At 62.7% G+C, this 14,803-nt stretch carries 14 protein-coding genes; 9 read left to right on the top strand and 5 right to left on the bottom strand.

Annotation, left to right across the window (positions count from 1 at the left end; translation table 11 throughout):
• Nucleotides 1–215, top strand: a 215-nt coding sequence (locus F8K16_RS07555) for a hypothetical protein (RefSeq protein ID WP_294948898.1), incomplete at its 5' end; no start/stop codon positions are given.
• Between the two features lie 48 nt (nt 216–263).
• Here F8K16_RS07555 and F8K16_RS07550 read toward each other — a convergent pair.
• Nucleotides 264–1,973 (bottom strand): proline--tRNA ligase, encoded by a 1,710-nt coding sequence (locus tag F8K16_RS07550; protein WP_294948896.1) that lies wholly within the window; start codon nt 1,971–1,973, stop codon nt 264–266.
• A gap of 47 nt (nt 1,974–2,020) precedes the next feature.
• Between F8K16_RS07550 and F8K16_RS07545 the strand changes: the two genes are divergently transcribed.
• Nucleotides 2,021–3,370, top strand: a complete 1,350-nt coding sequence (locus F8K16_RS07545; RefSeq protein ID WP_294948894.1) for an anti-phage deoxyguanosine triphosphatase — start codon at nt 2,021–2,023, stop codon at nt 3,368–3,370.
• 3 nt (nt 3,371–3,373) lie between these two features.
• Here F8K16_RS07545 and queG read toward each other — a convergent pair whose 3' ends face one another.
• Complete coding sequence (gene queG, locus F8K16_RS07540) at nt 3,374–4,516, bottom strand: tRNA epoxyqueuosine(34) reductase QueG (RefSeq protein WP_294948891.1); 1,143 nt, start codon at nt 4,514–4,516, stop codon at nt 3,374–3,376.
• On the opposite strand from queG, the gene tsaE reads away from it, so the two are divergent.
• The 6 genes from tsaE (at nt 4,511) to hflX (ending at nt 11,194) form a co-directional block, all read left to right on the top strand.
• Nucleotides 4,511–4,978 carry a tRNA (adenosine(37)-N6)-threonylcarbamoyltransferase complex ATPase subunit type 1 TsaE gene (gene tsaE / locus F8K16_RS07535; protein WP_294948889.1) on the top strand — a complete coding sequence of 156 codons (468 nt, stop codon included), beginning with the start codon at nt 4,511–4,513 and terminating at the stop codon, nt 4,976–4,978. The genes queG and tsaE overlap by 6 nt on opposite strands.
• Before the next feature lie 64 nt (nt 4,979–5,042).
• Entirely contained in the window at nt 5,043–6,704 is a 1,662-nt protein-coding gene (locus tag F8K16_RS07530) for an N-acetylmuramoyl-L-alanine amidase (RefSeq protein WP_294948887.1), read from the top strand.
• Between the two features lie 35 nt (nt 6,705–6,739).
• Complete coding sequence (gene mutL, locus F8K16_RS07525; protein ID WP_294948885.1) at nt 6,740–8,530, top strand: DNA mismatch repair endonuclease MutL; 1,791 nt, start codon at nt 6,740–6,742, stop codon at nt 8,528–8,530.
• The gene (gene miaA, locus F8K16_RS07520) at nt 8,527–9,528 is read left to right on the top strand and encodes a tRNA (adenosine(37)-N6)-dimethylallyltransferase MiaA (RefSeq protein ID WP_294948882.1); all 1,002 of its coding nucleotides are present in this window, start codon (nt 8,527–8,529) and stop codon (nt 9,526–9,528) included. The genes mutL and miaA overlap by 4 nt, the downstream gene beginning before the upstream one ends.
• A gap of 30 nt (nt 9,529–9,558) precedes the next feature.
• The gene (gene hfq, locus F8K16_RS07515) at nt 9,559–9,828 is read left to right on the top strand and encodes an RNA chaperone Hfq (RefSeq protein WP_294948879.1); all 270 of its coding nucleotides are present in this window, start codon (nt 9,559–9,561) and stop codon (nt 9,826–9,828) included.
• 64 nt (nt 9,829–9,892) lie between these two features.
• On the top strand, nt 9,893–11,194 hold the full coding sequence (gene hflX, locus F8K16_RS07510; protein ID WP_294948876.1) for a ribosome rescue GTPase HflX: 1,302 nt from the start codon (nt 9,893–9,895) through the stop codon (nt 11,192–11,194).
• 2 nt (nt 11,195–11,196) lie between these two features.
• Here the strand turns inward: hflX and hflD are convergent, their stop codons facing one another.
• From hflD to F8K16_RS07495, 3 genes are read right to left on the bottom strand one after another with little or no spacing between them, the layout of a single operon-like run.
• Complete coding sequence (gene hflD, locus F8K16_RS07505; protein WP_294948873.1) at nt 11,197–11,844, bottom strand: high frequency lysogenization protein HflD; 648 nt, start codon at nt 11,842–11,844, stop codon at nt 11,197–11,199.
• The gene (gene mnmA / locus F8K16_RS07500) at nt 11,841–12,944 is read right to left on the bottom strand and encodes a tRNA 2-thiouridine(34) synthase MnmA (protein ID WP_294948871.1); all 1,104 of its coding nucleotides are present in this window, start codon (nt 12,942–12,944) and stop codon (nt 11,841–11,843) included. The genes hflD and mnmA overlap by 4 nt, the downstream gene beginning before the upstream one ends.
• Nucleotides 12,944–13,483, bottom strand: a complete 540-nt coding sequence (locus F8K16_RS07495) for a pseudouridine synthase (RefSeq protein WP_294948868.1) — start codon at nt 13,481–13,483, stop codon at nt 12,944–12,946. The genes mnmA and F8K16_RS07495 overlap by 1 nt, the downstream gene beginning before the upstream one ends.
• Before the next feature lie 50 nt (nt 13,484–13,533).
• On the opposite strand from F8K16_RS07495, the gene icd reads away from it, so the two are divergent.
• Complete coding sequence (gene icd / locus F8K16_RS07490; protein WP_294948866.1) at nt 13,534–14,796, top strand: NADP-dependent isocitrate dehydrogenase; 1,263 nt, start codon at nt 13,534–13,536, stop codon at nt 14,794–14,796.
• Nucleotides 14,797–14,803 lie beyond the last annotated feature (7 nt).

Raw genomic sequence — 14,803 nt, 5'->3', positions numbered from 1 at the left:
GGCTGCTGACCCGGGGCGTGCCGGTCAATGCGGTGACGCAGGAAGGCTGGACGCCGCTGGCACTGGCCGTATCGCAGGGTCGCTGCGGCCTGATCGGCAAGTTGCGGGAGGCCGGTGCCGATGTGCATCAGCCGGTCAAGCTATGGGGGCGCAACTGGACATTGACAGCACTGGCTGATCAACTGCACCCTGAGTGCCTGTCCGCCCTGCGCTGAAAAATAAGGGCGGGCCTGAGGCCCGCCTGCGTACTCCGCCAAATCCGCTCACCCGAGCAGGGATTTCAGTGTCTCGACCACATTGTCCGCCGGCAGGTCATGCTGCTCACCATCCCGGCGGCGCTTGTATTCCACTACGCCACGATCCAGACCACGGTCGCCCACTACCAGCCGGTGGGGAATGCCGATCAGCTCCATGTCGTTGAACATGACGCCGGGGCGTTCGGCCCGATCGTCGAACAGTACTTCGATGCCGGCGGCGAGCAGCTCGTCATACAGTTTTTCGGCAAATTCGCGCACACGCGGTGACTTGTGCATCTGCATGGGTACCAGCGCGACCTGGAACGGGGCGATGGCGTCCGGCCAGATGATACCGCTGTCGTCATGGTTCTGCTCGATGGCCGCAGCCACCACACGGCTGACGCCGATGCCGTAGCAACCCATCTGCAGCACGGTGGCCTTGCCCTGTTCGTTGAGCACGGTGGCGTTGAGGGCCCTGGAGTATTTGTCGCCCAGTTGGAAGATGTGGCCTACCTCGATGCCGCGGCGGATTTTCAGCACGCCCTTGCCGTCGGGGGAGGGGTCACCTTCCACCACATTGCGCAGATCGGCCACCTCAGTGATGGCTGCATCCCGCGCCCAGTTGGTGCCGGTGTAGTGGGCGTCCTTCTCGTTGGCGCCGCTGATGAAGTCGGCCATGACCGCCGCGCTGCGGTCCACGATGATCGGAATGTCAAGTCCCACCGGTCCGGCACTGCCGGCGGCTGTGCCAAGCTGTGCCAGCTCCGCCTCGCTTGCGAAGGTGAATGGTGCGGCCACCAGCGGGTGTTTTTCCGCCTTGATTTCGTTCAGCTCATGGTCGCCCCGCAGGCACAGGGCCACGAAGGGGGTATCCTCATTCGCGCCCTTGACGATCAGGGTTTTCAGTATGCGGTCAGGCGTGACGTCGAAGAAGCGGCATACTTCCTCGATGGTGGCGACATTGGGCGTGGCTGCCTTTTTCAGCGGCTGCGTGGGGACGTGGCGCTCCGTTGCCGGGGCGACCGCCTCGGCCAGCTCCACATTGGCGGCGTAGTCGCTCTCTGTAGAAAAGGCGATGGCGTCCTCGCCGGATTCGGCCAGCACGTGGAACTCGTGGCTGGCCTCACCGCCGATGCTGCCGGTGTCGGCCAGCACGGCGCGGAAATCCAGGCCCAGCCTGGAGAAGATGCGTGAATAGGTGTCATACATCACCTGATAGGTCTCGGCCATGGAGTCCCGATCCAGATGGAAGGAGTAGGCGTCCTTCATGATGAACTCCCGGGCGCGCATGACGCCGAAGCGGGGGCGGATTTCGTCACGGAACTTGGTCTGGATCTGGTAGAAGTTGGCCGGCAGCTGCTTGTAGCTGCGGATCTCACGGCGCACCAGATCGGTGATCACCTCTTCATGGGTGGGGCCGAGGACGAAATCCCGTTTGTGACGGTCCTTGAAGCGCAAAAGCTCCGGGCCGTAGTCGTCCCAGCGGCCGGATTCCTGCCACAGTTCCGCCGGCTGCACCACGGGCATGAGCACCTCCTGCGCACCGGAGGCGTCCATCTCCTCGCGGATGATGCGTTCGACCTTGCGCAGCACCCGCAGGCCGAGGGGCAGCCAGGTGTAGAGGCCAGAGGCCAGCTGACGGATCATGCCGGCGCGCAGCATCAGCCGGTGGGAGACGATCTGGGCGTCGGACGGAGTTTCCCGGGTGGTGGCAAGCAGAAACTGGCTGGTTCTCATGGTGATGCGATTCCTTATAATTGGGCAAACAACCGGGAAATTTTAGCATGGCATACGACCCGCTCGACCCCGTCTGGGCGCAGCGTTACACGGAACATCTCGACGGACGTCCGGCCAAACCGCACCGCGTGGTGTATCAGCGCGATCGGGCGCGCATCATTCATTCGGCCTCCTTCCGCCGTCTGCAGTCCAAAACCCAGGTTCTCGGGTTGCATGAGAGCGATTTCTACCGCACCCGTCTGACCCACTCCATGGAGGTGGCGCAGATCGGCTCCGGCCTGGTGGAACAGCTGTCGCTCACCGGGGAGGGGCAGCCGTGGTTCGACTGGCTGCCGGATCTGTTTCTCATCGAGGCCATCTGTCTGGCCCATGATCTGGGTCATCCGCCCTTCGGGCACGGCGGGGAGATGGCGCTCAACTACATGATGCGCCGTCATGGCGGTTTCGAGGGCAATGCGCAGACGCTGCGGATTCTGTCGAAGCTGGGTGAATACACGCCGGAACATGGCATCAACCTTTCCCGCCGCGCCACGCTGGGCGTGCTCAAGTATCCGGCCATCTATGATGACATCGTGTGCTGTTTCGAGCCGTTCAAATCGGCCATGCAGGAGCCGGACACGCTGGATTTCCTCACCCTCAATCCCAATCACTACCAGCCGCCCAAGTCCATCTATCTGGATGAGAAGCCGGTGTTCGAGTGGGTGTTGGCGCCTTTCTCGGAAGCGGATCGGGCCGAGTTCACCCGTATCGAGCGGCAGGGGGCGCAGCTGTTCACCCGTCACAAGAGCTTCGACACCACCCTGATGGATCTGGCCGATGACATCGCCTACGGTATTCACGATCTGGAAGATGCGCTGGCGATGAACCTGGTCAGCCGGGCCTGCTGGGAAGAGGAGGTGATGGCCGATGCCGCCTTCCGCGAGGCGGGTATGTGGGATGAGGCCATGACGGAAATGCTCTTTTCCGGTCGCTCCCGTCCGCGCAAACGGGCCATCAGCCTGATGGTGGGCATGATGATCGAGGCGGTCGAGGTGGTGGAAAAGACAGAGTTCGAGCATCCGCTGCTGCGTTATCAGGCTCGGTTGAAACCGGCGCAGGCCCGGGTGTTGGAGCTGCTCAAGCGCTTTGTCTTCAAGCACGTGATCACCCGACCGGAAGTGAAGGGGCTGGAGTACAAAGGGCAGATCATCGTGCTGAACCTGTTCAAGGCGTTGCGCAGCAATGCAGACCGGCTGCTGCCGCGGGATACCTTCGCCCGCTATGAGGTGGCGGCGGACGAGCGGGCGCGCCAGCGGGTCATCTGCGACTACATCGCCGGCATGACCAACATTTACGCGGCGCGCTACTACAACAAACTCTTCAGCGCCAACGAGGGCTCCATTTTCGACCGGCTGTAGATATCAATCTTCCCTCTCCCAATCGCAGCGGGGCAGGTGCGCCTTGCGCACCTGCCTCGGGAACGGGGTCTCCCCCATTTTTGGCAGGTCGCGCCTTTCGCGCAGCCGGTCGAGCGCCCAGTCGATATGTTTTTGCACCATTTCCGAGGTTTCTGGCCGCTTTTGCCTTAATGCGGCTTCCACGTCCTCACTCCACGGCCCGTTGCCCAGTGCCACGGCCAGATTGCGCAGCCAGCGTTCGTAGCCGATGCGACGGATGGGGGAGCCTTCGAGGTTTTTCAGGAAGTCTTCCTCTGTCCACATCCAGAGCTCCAGCAGGGTGGCACGATCCAGTCGATGACGTGGCTGCCACGACTCGTCTTTGCTGCATTCGGCAAAGCGGTTCCAGGGGCAGACCAGCTGGCAGTCGTCACAGCCGTAGATGCGGTTGCCCATCAGCGGGCGTAGCGCTTCCGGAATTTCGCCCGGATGTTCGATGGTGAGGTAGGAGATGCAGCGTCGGGCGTCCACCACGCCCGGCGCCACGATGGCGCCTGTGGGGCATTCTGCAATGCAGGCGGTGCAGGGGCCGCAGCCCTGTTTTTCGAAGGGCGGGTCCACCGGCAGCTCGAGGTCGGTGAAGATTTCCGCCAGAAAGAACCAGCTGCCGGCACGGGGGTGAATGACCAGACTGTTCTTGCCGATGAAGCCCAGCCCCGCCTTTTCGGCGATGGGGCGCTCCAGCACCGGGGCGGAATCGGTGAAGATGCGATAGTTGAAGCCAGTGCCGACCCGCTCTTCGATGAAGGCCACCAGCCGCTTGAGCCGCTTGCGGATCAGCTTGTGGTAATCGCGGTTGAGGGCGTAGCGGCTCACATAGGCATGTTCGGGTCGGTTGAGCTGGGCGACGGGATCGGCGGCATCGGGTGAGTAGTAGGGCATGCGCAGGCTGATGATGCGCACCGTGCCCGGCACCAGCAGGTTGGGGCGGGTGCGCTTGAGTCCGTGGCGGGCCATGTAGTCCATCTCGCCGTGAAAGTGCCGGCCCAACCAGTTAAAGTAGTCCGCCTCGTAAGCGGACAGGTCGGTGTCCGTCACGCCCAGGTCGGCAAAGCCGAGTGTGCGGGCGAACTCTTTAAGCTGCTGTTTGAGGTCATGGCCATGCATGAACCGCATTTTATCCTGCTGGAAACGACGGTCAGTCATTCGGAAGCGGAGACGCGCGCTTTCGCCCGGCGCTGGATGGACACGCTGAGGCAGTGGGTGCGCGAGCGGGAGCAGCCCGTGGTCGTCTGGCTGGAAGGCAATTTGGGGGCGGGCAAGTCGTTTCTTGCCCGGAGCATGATTCAGTCGCTCGATACGGGCGTGCGTGTCAAAAGTCCCACCTATACCCTCGTCGAACCCTACGAAATCCACGGGATGCGCATCTTTCACTGGGATCTCTACCGTCTGTGCGACCCGGAAGAGCTGGAATACATGGGCGCGCGGGAGCTGTTCGCACCGGGAACGCTGCACTTTGTCGAGTGGGCTGAGAAAGGAAAAGGGTTTATGCATCAGGCAGATATTGTGATAAAGTTGAAACCCTGTGGTCACACATGCCGGGAAATTGAGGTTTTTGAGTTGGCATGAAATTTGAAAAGGCCATGTTGCATTGACAGAAACATGACAGAAAACCGACATGCGAGTGCAACCCATGACCAGAAAAGCATCCATCATCCTTGCAATCATGGCCTTGTGGGTGGGGCTTTCCACAGTAGCCCAGGCGGCCGTTCAGGTGGCCAGCCTGCGCGCCGGACACCATCAGGACAAGGTGCGACTGGTGCTGGACATCGCCGGCACGCCCGCCTACCGCATTGAACGCCTGCACAATCCGGAGCGCCTGCTGGTGCGTTTCACCAACGCAAAGGCGGGTCTCAAATACACTCGACGTGCCATCAATCTGCGCTGGGTGCGCCAGGTGCGCACCGGCTGGAGTGGCAAGCACACCTATATCGTCGTGTTTGACCTGACCCGGCCCGTCACCTACCGTCACTTTGCCCTGAAAGGGCGCAGAAAGGGGCAGCAGCGTCTGGTCATTGACGTCAAACCGGCTACGACGGCGTTGGCCCGCCATCATGGTTCGCCGAAAGCAGCTACCGGAAAGAAAAAAACTCAGCGTCAGGCTGTGGCTGCACGCAAGCCGGTCAAGCCCGCAAAGGTTGAGCAGCGTCCGACCCGGGTTGCCAGGACAGCGACCGGAAAAGCGCCGGTACAGCGTTCCGTAAAGGTGGCACGTGCCGTCAAAAAAGCGACGCCAGCGCCGAAAGCCACTCCCAAATCCACTCAAACCGCCCATGGCGGGCAGCGCAGCAAGCCTGTCGTCAGCCACAAGGCGGCCACCCGTGTTGCCAGTACGGAAACGGCCCGCAACCCGGTAAAGAAAGCCCATGAACGCACCCGGCTGCAGCGGGAAATTCAGCGCCTGACCAGCCGACCGCTGGATGACCACACACTGATCGTGGCCATTGACGCCGGCCATGGCGGCAAGGACACCGGCGCGATCGGCCCCGGCGGCATTCTGGAAAAGAACGTTACCCTGGCCATGGCCCGGGCGCTCAAGCGCCGCATCGACCGGGAGCCGGGCATGCGTGCGGTGCTGATCCGCGACCGGGACGTGTTCGTCCCCCTGTATGATCGGCCCAAGCTGGCGCGCAAGTATCACGCCGACCTGTTCATCTCCATTCATGCGGATGCCTTCCCCCATGATCCGCGCGTACGGGGCGGTTCCATCTATGTGCTCAACCGCAAGGGCGCCAGCTCCGCCATGGCCCGGGCGCTGGCACATAGCGAGAATGGCAGCCTGTTCCTCAGTGGTGGCCATCCGGAAAAGGTGTCCTATGTACTGGGCGATCTTGTGCGCAAGGCCAACCTGCGTGCCAGCCGCAAGCTGGCCCACAGCGTGCTTCAGCAGATGGCACGTCGGGTCAAGATGCACAAGCTGAGCGTGCAGTCCGCCAACTTTGCCGTGCTGCGTTCGCTGGACATGCCCTCCATCCTGATCGAGACGGCCTTCATCTCCAACCCGCAGGACATCCGCAATCTTCGCTCTTCCAGCTTCCATGCCCGCATGGCGGAGGCCATCACGCAGGGGGTCAAGCGTTTTGCCCGCAAGCGTTCCAACAAGCCTCACTGGGGCGAGCCGCTTTATCTGACCTACCGGGTCAAGCGTGGCGACACTCTGTCTGGAATCGCTCACAGGTTCAACGTGCGCCTGGCCAGCCTGAAAAGAGTCAATGGCATCCGCAACGCCAACCGTCTCTATGTGGGCAAGCGCCTGCGCATTCCGGTGACCGAGCGGATGCTTGCGCAGCTTTGACCCACGGACGGGCCGTTTCCCTATAATGTGCGGTCATGTCCGACCGCACGCCCATCCGTCCTCTTCCAGACCAGCTGGCCAGCCAGATCGCGGCTGGCGAGGTGGTCGAGCGTCCCGCCTCCGTGGTCAAGGAGCTGATGGAAAATGCGCTGGACGCCGGTGCTGATCGACTGGACATCCGTCTGCAACAGGGGGGCATCCGGCTCATTCAGGTGACCGACAATGGCTGTGGCATTCCCAGAGATGAGCTGCTGCTGGCCGTGAGCCGCCACGCCACCAGCAAAATCGCCACCAGCGCCGATCTGCACGCCATCGCCACGCTCGGTTTTCGTGGTGAGGCACTGGCCAGCATCAGCGCTGTCTCCCGCTTCGAGCTGGCCAGCGCCACGGCGGAGGACTGCCATGGCTGGCGCGTCCATGCTGAAGGTGCCGTCGACTGGCGGGGGCCGGAGCCGGTGGCCATGGCGCGGGGCACGCGGGTCACGGTGGAGGATCTCTTCTTCAACGTGCCGGCCCGGCGCAAGTTCCTCAAGACCGAGCGCACGGAACTGGGGCATGTGGAAACCCTGGTGCGGCGTCTTGCGCTGGCCTGGCCACAGGTGAGCTTCACGCTGTCGCACAACGGCCGCAACCTGCTGCAACTGCCACCGGCACGGGACGAGCAGGCCAGACTGCGACGTCTGCGGGAGCTGCTTGGAGCCCCCTTCGAGGAAGCGGCGCTGCCGGTGGACATTCAGCAGGGCCCCTATCGGCTGCATGGCTGGGTAGGGCGGCCCACCTTCAACCGTGCTCAGGCGGACATGCAGTATTTCTATGTCAACGGGCGCATGGTGCGGGACAAGGTGATCGTGCACGCCCTGCGTCAGGCTTATGCGGACGTGCTCTACCACGGCCGCCATCCAGCCTATGTGCTCTTTCTCGACATGCCTGCGGAAGAGGTGGATGTCAATGTCCACCCGGCCAAGTTCGAGGTGCGCTTTGCCAATGGGCGCTGGGTGTATGACTTCATCCGGCGTGGCGTTCAGGAAGCCATTTCTGCACCCGCCGGCAGTGCTGTCGCAACGGGTAGCACGCCAGCGCCATCTGCCGATAGGCCGCGCATGGCTGCACGCCAAGGTGGAGCCAGTGCGGATTTCCAGAGCAGTCTCACCTTTCAGCAGCCCGTGGTGCGGGAGCCGTCCGCCGCCTATGATGCCGGTGAGCAGCCGCATGGGGTTGCTGTTACGGAAAATGCGGAGGAAGTGCCGCCGCTGGGATTTGCCAGAGCGCAGCTGCATGGAGCCTTCATCGTGGCGGAAAACGCGCATGGCATGGTGCTGGTGGACATGCATGCCGCCCATGAGCGCATTGTCTATGAGCGGCTCAAACGGCAGTGGGCGGACCGACGTATCGTGCGCCAGCCGCTGCTGGTGCCCATGACGCTGCCGCTGGGGCGTGAGGAGATGACCGCATGGCGGCAGCATCAACAGCAGCTGGCAGACTGGGGATTCGACACGCGGGAGGCCGGGCCGGACATGATTCGGGTGGACAGTGTGCCGGCGCTGCTGCGCAACGCTCCGGTCGAGCAGCTGGTGCGGGACATGCTCTCCGAGCTGCGGGCGGTCGGAGCCACTGAGCTGCCGGACCGGATGATCGACCGCATGCTCTCCACCATGGCCTGTCACGGCTCCGTGCGTGCGGGACGGCAGTTGACGCTCGAGGAGATGAACCAGCTTCTGCGGGATATCGAGGCCACGGAGCGCTCCGGACAGTGCAATCACGGCCGGCCCACCTGGGTGCAGCTGGACATGAAGCAGCTGGACGGGCTGTTCATGCGGGGACGATGAGCGTGCGGCTGATCGAGCGCCTGCGCAGACGGCAGATCGTGCCCGCCATCATCGGTCCGACCGCCAGCGGCAAGACAGCGCTGGCACTGGCGCTTGCCAAGCGTCTGCCGGTGGAGATCATCAGCATGGACTCGGCCCTGATCTACCGGGACATGGACATCGGCACCGCCAAGCCGTCGAATGAAGAGCGGGCGGCGGTGCCACACCACCTCATCGACATTCTCGATCCGGCCGAGTCCTGGTCGGCCTCTCAGTTCGTTGAAGCGGTGGCGGCGCTGGTGCCCCAGATCTACGGGCATGGGCGTGTGCCCCTGATCGTGGGCGGCACCATGATGTACTACAACGCGCTTGTCAATGGCCTGGCTCGTCTGCCCGAGTCGGATCCGGAACTCCGTCGGCAGTTGCAGGCGGCGTGGGCTGCGGATCCTGCCCCGCTGAGGCGCGAGCTGGAACGGGTGGACCCGGAGGCCGCCGGCCGCATTGCCCCGGGCGATCCGCAGCGCACGCTGAGGGCACTGGAAGTGTATCGTCTGACCGGCCGTCCGCTTTCGGAGCTGCAGCGTGACACCCGTCCTGCAACACCTTATCGTTTTGCCGCCTGCGCTTTGCTGCCGCAGGATCGCCGGTGGCTGCACCGGGCCATTGCCGAGCGCTTTGATGCCATGCTGAATGCCGGTTTTGAGGAGGAGGTGCGCCAACTGTATGCCCGGGGCGACCTGTCAACCGAGCTTCCGTCCATACGTTCCGTGGGCTACCGACAGATGTGGGGCTGGCTGGCTGGCGAATACGACCGGGACACCATGGTGAAAAAGGCCGTCGCGGCCACCCGTCAGCTGGCCAAGCGTCAGATCACCTGGCTGCGCAAGTTGCCCGCACAGTGTCAGATGGATCCTTACACGCTGTCAATCGATGAACAGGTGACCCGCATGATGGCCATGCTGGAGGATTTGTCTTCTGTTGAACAGAACAGTAATATAGACTCTGATAAAACAAAATAATAAACATCCAATATGCAACTGGAGTGAACCATGGCAAAAGCACAACCGATTCAGGATCCCTATCTCAACGCCCTGCGCAAGGAGCGGATTCCGCTGTCCATCTATCTGGTCAACGGCGTCAAGCTGCAGGGTCGCATCGACTCCTTCGACCAGTTCGTGGTCATTCTCAAGAGCAACGTCACCCAGATGGTCTACAAGCACGCCATTTCCACCATCGTGCCCAGCCGCGAGCCCAAGTCCTTCAATCTGGGGGAGATGATCGCCGAGAGCGCCGAGGCCGAAAGCGCAGCCGAAGAATGAGTCCCATCATGCTGAAACGAGAAAGCCGGCATTGCCGGCTTTTTGCGTTTGAAGAGGGCAGGGCATGACCGAACTGTTCGGGCGTATCCGCCCGCAGCGGGAGCTGGAACGGGCGGTGCTGGTGCATGTGGAGATGCGGCAGGCGGAAGACCGGGAAGAGCTGGAGGAATTTCGGGAACTGGTCGATTCCGCCGGCGCCGAGGTGTGCACGCTCATCACCGCGCGACGGGACACGCCGGATCCCCGAACCTTCATCGGCAGGGGCAAGGTGGAGGAGGTGGCTGATGCCGTGGCTGCCTGCGAGGCGGACGTGGTCATCGTAAACCATGCCCTGTCCCCCGCGCAGGAGCGCAATCTGGAACGGGCGCTCAAGTGCCGCGTGCTGGATCGGGTCGGGCTGATTCTGGATATTTTCGCCCAGCGGGCACGCTCCCACGAAGGCAAGCTGCAGGTGGAGCTGGCCCAGCTCAAGCACATGTCCACCCGGCTGGTGCGCGGCTGGAGCCACCTGGAACGGCAGAAGGGGGGGATCGGCCTGCGTGGCCCGGGTGAAACGCAGCTGGAAACCGACCGCCGCCTGCTGCGCGAGCGCATCCGTCAGCTGGAAAGACGTATTGAGAAGGCGAGAAAACAGCGTGAACTGGGTCGGCGTGGCCGCAAGAAGACGGACCTGCCCACTGTGACCATCGTCGGTTACACCAATGCGGGCAAATCCACCCTGTTCAACCGGCTGACCGAGGCGGGCGTCTATGCGGAGGATCGCCTGTTCGCCACGCTGGATGCCACGCTGCGCAGGGTGCATCTGCCCGGCGCCGGCCCGGTCATCTTTGCCGATACCGTGGGGTTCATCCGCCATATTCCTCATGATCTGGTGGCGGCCTTCCGCTCCACACTTGAAGAGACACGGGAGGCGGACCTGCTCATTCATCTGGTGGACGCCGCCGATCCGTTGCGGGAGGAGAAGATGGCGGATGTGCAGACGGTCATTGCCGAGGTGGGGGCGGATGAAGTGCCGCAGCTTCTGGTCATGAACAAGATTGACCGACTTGATCCACCGGTGGATCCTCATATCGACTGGGATGAGGCGGGCTGTGCCAGCCGGGTGTGGATTTCGGCGAAGACGGGGCAGGGGCTTGATCTGTTGCAGCAGGCGGTGGCCAGTCACTTCAAGGGACGGTTCCACCATCTTCGCGTGCGGCTGCCGGTGACGGCCGGCAAGCTACGGGCCCAGCTCTACACACTGGGTGAAGTGCTGGCCGAGCACTTCGACGAGCAGGGTGCGCCGGTGCTGGATATCCGCCTGACTGACGTTCAGAAACGTCAGCTGGAACAGCTGGAGGAAGTGGAAGTCCTCGAGGCGCGCTGAGCTTACTCCGGAGAGAATTTGGGCTTTTCCGGCAGCTGCTGCAACAGTGCCTGGGCGGTGCGCACATAGGCGCGGCGCTTCCAGATCAGCTGAAAGCGACTGCCACCGGTCTGATACCAGAGGATCGCTGAGCGCAGGCCGGCCAGCAGCAGGGTGCGGATGCGCACCACATTGAGGCTGTCCTGCAGATGTTCCGGCATGCCGTTGACCAGTATGCGCGGCTGCAGAGGGCTGATGTTTTCCTCATAGGCCCGGGCCAGGGTCTCCAGCACCGGGCGCTCAATACCGCCGAAATGTTCCAGCTGCCGCCGGGCCGTCTCGATGGTGTCGCTGATGCGCTGCAGCCGCTGTCCGTCCTGCATGACCTTCTTGGCCAGAATGACCAGCCCCAGCGCATAGCGGGTGATGTGCAGGTTACGCTGGCTGCCCAGCATCTGCCCAAGCAGGGTTTCTATGCCGAGGCGCAGGTTCGCCAGATCACCGCCGAAGACATCCAGCGTTGATTCGGGATCAGTGATAAACAGACTGCGCACGCTGGTTTCGAAGGCCTCCGGGCGCAATCGGCCATGTGCGGCGATGTCGTGCACCTGCCTGACGGCCTGATAGAGGCCGGCAAAGGCGAGGGTTCGATCCTGATCCGTATAGCTCACAGGGCGTTCTCCAGTTCCTTTTCATCCTTGAACCGCTGTTCAATGACGCCGCCACCGAGGCACTCTTCGCCATCGTAGAAGACAACCGACTGCCCTGGCGTGACCGCCCGCTGAGGCGTGTCGAAGATCACGGCCAGACGCCCGTCCGGCAGAGGCTCGATGCGGCATGGCTGCTCTTCCTGCCGGTAGCGGATCTTGGCATGAAGATGGCGTTTTTCCGGCAGCATGCCCGTGGTCCAGTGCAGCTGGTCCGCAATCAGGGCAATATGGTAGAGCAGGGGGTGCTCGCCCTGCACCACGATCAGCCGGTTGTGTTCAAGATCCTTGTCGGCCACGAACCAGGGCAGGTTCTCCCGCCCGTGACCGCCGCCGATGCCCAGACCGCGGCGCTGCCCCAGCGTGTAGTACATCAGCCCGTCGTGACGGCCGACCACCTCGCCCTCCGGCGTGACCATGTCCCCCGGCTGTGCGGGCAGATAGCGCTGCAGAAAGTCCTTGAACTTGCGCTCGCCGATGAAGCAGATGCCGGTGGAATCCTTCTTGGCGGCCACCGGCAGGTCATGCTCGGCGGCAATTTCGCGTACGCGGGGCTTTTCCAGCCCACCGACGGGGAACAGGCTCTTTTCCAGCTGATGCTGCTGCAGGGTGTAGAGAAAGTAGGTCTGGTCCTTGTTGGCGTCCCGCCCCTTCATCAGATGGAAGCGGCCCGTTTCATCTTCCACGTTGCGGGCGTAGTGCCCCATGGCGATGCGGTCGGCACCCAGGCGCAGCGCTTCGTCCAGAAAGGCGCGGAACTTGACTTCCTTGTTGCAGAGGATGTCCGGGTTGGGAGTGCGTCCGGCCCGGTATTCATCAAGAAAGTAGCTGAACACGCGTTCCCAGTATTCCCTGGCGAAATTGCGCACATGCAGTTCGATGCCAAGGCGGTCGCACACCGCCATCACATCCATCAGGTCCTCCCGGGCCGGGCAGTAGTCTTCGGTGTCGTCGCCTTCCCAGTTCTTCATGAACAGGCCTTCCACCTCATAGCCCTGCTGCTTGAGCAGCAGGGCGCTCACGGCGGAGTCCACACCTCCGGAAAGCCCAACGATGACCTTCATCACACCTCCAGTTCGATCCATTCGCCCGGCTGCAGTCGTCCCAGCCGCCAGCGGCCTATTCTAACCCGCACCAGCCTGAGCGTCGGAAAGCCGATGGCTGCCGTCATGCGCCGCACCTGCCGGTTGCGTCCTTCGGTAATGCGGATTTCCAGCCAGGTGTCGGGCACGGACTTGCGGTAGCGCACCGGCGGGTTGCGCGGCCACAGCGTGGGTGGGTCGATACGCCGCACCTTTGCCGGGCGGGTGGGGCCGTCCTTGAGCAGGATGCCGCGACGCAGCGGTTCCAGATCCGCTTCCGTGGGGTCGCCCTCCACCTGCACCAGATAGGTCTTTTCCAGCTTGTGACGCGGGTGGGCGATACGGTGCTGCAGACGGCCGTCATCAGTCAGCAGCAGCAGCCCTTCCGAATCCCGGTCAAGCCGACCTGCGGGATAGACCCCGGGCACGTCGATGTAATCCTTCAGTGTGGGACGTCCGTCGGCATCACTGAACTGGCTCAGCACACCGTAAGGCTTGTTGAACAGCAGCAGTCGGCTCATGAGGGGGCGTATGGTAAAATTGACCGTCATTTTAACAGTGAGGTCGAAGCATGTCGTTCGAGAAGATCGTGGTGCCCGCCGAGGGCGAGAAGATTACCGTCAACGCAGACAACAGCCTGAACGTGCCTGACCGTCCGATCGTACCCTTCATCGAGGGTGACGGCATTGGCGTGGACATCACGCCGGTGATGAAGAAGGTGGTTGACGCCGCCGTGGACAAGGCCTTCGGCGGTCAGCGCAAGATCGCCTGGATGGAAATCTACGCCGGTGAGAAGGCCACAAAGGTCTATGGGCCCGATGTCTGGCTGCCTGACGAGACGCTGGAGGCAGTGCGTGATTATGTGGTCTCCATCAAGGGACCGCTGACCACGCCGGTCGGTGGTGGCATCCGTTCTCTCAACGTGGCGCTGCGTCAGAACCTGGATCTCTACGTCTGCCAGCGTCCGGTACGCTATTTCAACGGCACACCCTCTCCGGTGAAGCACCCGGAGCTTGTGGACATGGTCATCTTCCGCGAGAACTCCGAGGACATCTACGCCGGTATCGAGTGGAAGGCGGGCACCCCGGAAGTGAAGAAAGTGATCGACTTTCTGCAGAACGAGATGGGGGTCAACAAGATCCGTTTCCCCGAGACGTCCGGCATCGGCATCAAGCCCGTGTCCGAAGAAGGCACCAAGCGGCTGGTGCGCAAGGCGATCCAGTATGCCATTGATCAGGACCGGGATTCGGTCACTCTGGTGCACAAGGGCAACATCATGAAGTTCACCGAGGGCGCCTTCAAGGAGTGGGGCTACGAGCTGGCCAAGGAGGAGTTCGGCGCTACAGAAATCGACGGTGGACCGTGGTGCAGCTTCAAGAACCCGAAGACCGGCCGCGAGATCGTGATCAAGGATGTGATCGCCGATGCTTTCCTGCAGCAGATTCTGCTGCGTCCGGCGGAATACAGCGTCATCGCCACGCTGAACCTCAATGGTGACTACATCTCCGACGCGCTGGCGGCACAGGTGGGCGGCATCGGCATTGCGCCGGGCGCCAACCTGTCCGATACCGTGGCCATGTTCGAGGCCACTCACGGCACGGCGCCCAAGTATGCCGGTCAGGACAAGGTGAACCCGGGCTCCCTCATCCTGTCTGCCGAGATGATGCTGCGCCACATGGGGTGGAACGAGGCAGCCGACCTGATCATCAAGGGCATGGAGGGCGCCATTCAGGCCAAGACGGTCACCTACGATCTGGCCCGCCTGATGGACGGCGCCACCGAGGTGTCCTGTTCCGGCTTCGGCGAGGAGGTCATCCGCCACATGGACGACTGATCCTGTC

It is taken from the genome of Sulfurivirga sp. (assembly GCF_015490265.1).
Lineage (GTDB): Bacteria > Pseudomonadota > Gammaproteobacteria > Thiomicrospirales > Thiomicrospiraceae > Sulfurivirga.
This window is presented reverse-complemented; position numbering and strand designations above follow the sequence as displayed.

Excerpts from the sequence above, each read along its gene's own strand:
- tsaE (WP_294948889.1), top strand. The coding sequence starts at position 4,511 with ATGCATGAACCGCATTTTATCCTGCTGGAAACGACGGTCAGTCATTCG.
- F8K16_RS07545 (WP_294948894.1), top strand. The coding sequence starts at position 2,021 with ATGGCATACGACCCGCTCGACCCCGTCTGGGCGCAGCGTTACACGGAA.
- F8K16_RS07495 (WP_294948868.1), bottom strand. The coding sequence starts at position 13,483 with ATGAGCCGACTGCTGCTGTTCAACAAGCCTTACGGTGTGCTGAGCCAG.
- F8K16_RS07530 (WP_294948887.1), top strand. The coding sequence starts at position 5,043 with ATGACCAGAAAAGCATCCATCATCCTTGCAATCATGGCCTTGTGGGTG.
- hflX (WP_294948876.1), top strand. The coding sequence starts at position 9,893 with ATGACCGAACTGTTCGGGCGTATCCGCCCGCAGCGGGAGCTGGAACGG.
- hfq (WP_294948879.1), top strand. The coding sequence starts at position 9,559 with ATGGCAAAAGCACAACCGATTCAGGATCCCTATCTCAACGCCCTGCGC.
- miaA (WP_294948882.1), top strand. The coding sequence starts at position 8,527 with ATGAGCGTGCGGCTGATCGAGCGCCTGCGCAGACGGCAGATCGTGCCC.
- icd (WP_294948866.1), top strand. The coding sequence starts at position 13,534 with ATGTCGTTCGAGAAGATCGTGGTGCCCGCCGAGGGCGAGAAGATTACC.
- F8K16_RS07550 (WP_294948896.1), bottom strand. The coding sequence starts at position 1,973 with ATGAGAACCAGCCAGTTTCTGCTTGCCACCACCCGGGAAACTCCGTCC.
- queG (WP_294948891.1), bottom strand. The coding sequence starts at position 4,516 with ATGCATGGCCATGACCTCAAACAGCAGCTTAAAGAGTTCGCCCGCACA.
- mnmA (WP_294948871.1), bottom strand. The coding sequence starts at position 12,944 with ATGAAGGTCATCGTTGGGCTTTCCGGAGGTGTGGACTCCGCCGTGAGC.
- mutL (WP_294948885.1), top strand. The coding sequence starts at position 6,740 with ATGTCCGACCGCACGCCCATCCGTCCTCTTCCAGACCAGCTGGCCAGC.